Below are 2,827 nucleotides of genomic sequence, written 5' to 3'. Positions count from 1 at the left end.
GATCACGGGTTCTGCCGTGCGTCGTGCCGATCGCCGCTGCCGCGTGACCTGCCCTTGCAGCGGGACCGGCACCGGCCAGGCCGCTGACCCGCCTGCCCGCCCGGAGCTGATGTTGAAACCCTGGCCGTGAAGCGGCAGCGGCGTTGCAGTGCAGTTCATGCAGGCCTGAGTAACTGCACCTCCGAACGAGTTCAGACCCGTCCAACAAAAAAGCCCTGCCGTCTCGCGACGGCAGGGCCTTTCCCCGACAACGCTCCGATCAGAAGCGGTAGCCGACGAACACCGCCGTGGTCAGCGGGTCCAGCTTGATGTCGAGCGTCTGCCCTGTCGACAAGGTCGTGGTCGTCTTCAGGAAAGTCTTCAGCACCGTCGCATCGACGAACCAGCGCTCATTGAAGGTGAAGCTCGCGCCGACCGCGATCGTCGCGGCCGCCTTCGAGTCGATCTTCAGCGTCGTCGGATTCGCGCTCGTGCCGCCGGTCAACGCGGTCAACGCCGCGGTGCCCTTCTCCTTGTAGAACTTCGCGTAGGTGATGCCCGCGCCCACGTATGGGCGGAACGGCGAGCTCGCTTCCAGGAAGCGGTACTGCGCCATCAGCGTGATCGGCAGCGCCTTGGTCTCGCCGATCTTGCCGACGCCGGCGATGGCGCCGTCACCGTTGATGTCGTGCTTGAAGGGCGTCGACAGCGGCAGGTCGATCGCGAAGTTGTCGGTCCACATGTAGGTGATGCCGCCGCCGAACTGGGTGTTCGAGTCGACATCGGCCTTGGTGCCCGGGAAGGCCGGCGCGCTCAGGTCGCCGCTGTCGACCTTCGGCGCGATGCGCACCGCACCGGCCCGCACCAGCCACGAGCCGGCGGTTTGCGCGCTCGCCGCGCCGCTGACGAACAGGCCGGCCACGCAGCCTGCCAGCGCGATGCACTTGAATGTCTTGTTCATGGTTGTTGTTCCTTCGTGCATCCGGGTTTACAGCCAGCCCTTGGTGGCCAGGCTTCGCGCGATCAGCTGAGCGAGCAGCTGGTGGGCGTACGGCGTCGGGTGGAAGCCGTCGGAGAAGGCGTAGCTCTTCCACCAGTTCGGATCGGTCACGCCGGTGGGCGGTGCCGCCGACAGTGCGGTGTCGGTGCAGGTCGTGAAGGTGTAGGTCGGCAGGCCGTCCGTGCCGACGCCGGTGGCCGGGCAGGCCGGCGTCGTCACGTTGGTCAGGCTGTACTGCGCAGGGATCGCCACCTCCTCGTTGAACGAGGTGTAGAAGTCGACCACGACCACCTTGCCGTTGCCAGCGTAGTGCGTGGCCAGCGTCCCGTTGAAGGCTTCGATCCAGCCCTTGAACAGCGCCTCGGCMTGCGAACGTGCCGCAGCGCCGCCGTCGGTCGCGCCGCCCTGCACCGCCTTGGCCGCGATCGACCCCAGCACCAGCTGGAAGCGCGGCGTGTTCGTGATGCCGGGCATGTTCAGCACGGCCACGTAGTTCGCGCCCTTGCCGAGGATGTTGGTGTCGATGGCCGCACTGAACTGCGTCGCGACCGCCACCATGTACATGCCGCCCAGTTTCGCCAGGCCCGCGGCACCGTTCGCCGCCTCGGTGTTCACCGTCGTCGCGTCCAGCTCCGTTTTCAGCAGCGCCAGGTAGGTCGCGCCGCCGTCGGTGCCGGCCTTGAGGTAGGCACCCACGAGGTCGGCCGCGTCATTGCCGCCGCCGTCGATCAGCGCGAGTTCGGTGGCGCCGATGGGGGTCGTCGCGGTCGCGTCCTTCATCTGCTGGATCACCGACAGCTGCGAGGTGGGCGCGGTCGGGAAGTTGATGCGGCTGCTGGCGATCGCGTAGTTGGTGCAGCCGGTCTTCGCGGTGTTCGGCGTGAAGGTGGTGGCACCCGTCGGCGTGTAGTAGTTGCACATCCCCGTGATGCCGTAGCTCAGTGCGACGCGCTCCGGGTACACCAGCGAATCCGCGCCCTGCACCGTCGCCTTGAAGCCGAAGGTGCCGGAGTCGGCCAGGCTGTCGCCCATGACCTTCACCGCGGTGATGTTGACCTTGGCCGTCGTGTCGCTGCCGCCGCCGCCGCAAGCGGCCACCAGCGCCGCCGCGCCGAGCGCGACGACATTGCGTTTCCATTGATGCATCCGTGTCTCCTGCTTCCCAGTTGTGAATCCAGCCCGAGGCCGAGGGGAACGCCGCGCAAATCTGCACGACCGTTCGTTTTTTCGATCAGCGCGGATGTTAGGGGCGGAGCGATACCCGAGGACTGCTGGAAAGCCCGGATTCCCCCCCGAAAAATGCATGTTTCGCTGGTCGTTTGTGTGCGCAAAGTCGCGTGGGGGGAGGCTGTGGCTCGCCGGCCGGTACGGTCTTCGCCCCTGGCGGGGCGAAGACTTCCCTCCACTGACTGGTTTCATGGCCCGTCGCCGAAACTCCCGCCGCTCGCTTCGCTCTCTGTGGTCTAACAGTCGGCGACAGTCAGTTCACGAAGCGTGCTGCGCACGCGGGCCATGAAACCAGCCAGCTCCGGCGCCCCGTCCTGATTGGCGCTCCACAGCCTCCCCCCACGCGCCTTTGTGCCACCGCACTGCTCCTTCGACTTTGACAAGCGAACAAGTGGGAATTGATGCCCCGGTTGTCACCGGGGCGCGCCACGCGTGTTTTCTGCGCATCAAGCCACTGGTTCGGCAAAGGCGGGGGCGGGGGGTGTGGGGAGCGCCAATCAGGACGGGGCGCCGGAGCTGTGCAGTTTGATGGCCCCGCGCGCAGCGCGATCGTGAACTGACTGTCGCCCACTGTTTGACCACAACGAACGAAGTGAGTGGCGGGAGTTTGGGCGACGGGCC

General features: G+C 66.6%; 2 protein-coding genes. Both read right to left on the bottom strand.

The annotated features are described in order from the left end of the window. Positions 1-259: 259 nt before the first annotated feature. Positions 260-940 (bottom strand): OmpW/AlkL family protein, encoded by a 681-nt coding sequence (locus AC1D15_RS25435; RefSeq protein ID WP_477828177.1) that lies wholly within the window; start codon positions 938-940, stop codon positions 260-262. Between the two features lie 27 nt (positions 941-967). Next, positions 968-2,125: an SGNH/GDSL hydrolase family protein gene (locus AC1D15_RS25430; protein WP_477828176.1), complete on the bottom strand. Its 1,158-nt coding sequence runs from the start codon at positions 2,123-2,125 to the stop codon at positions 968-970. Positions 2,126-2,827: the final 702 nt, after the last annotated feature.

Source organism: Rhizobacter sp. P2_H2 (assembly GCF_056403375.1).
The sequence above is the reverse complement of the archived record's forward strand: the minus strand, read 5'-3'. Positions and strand labels throughout refer to the sequence as shown.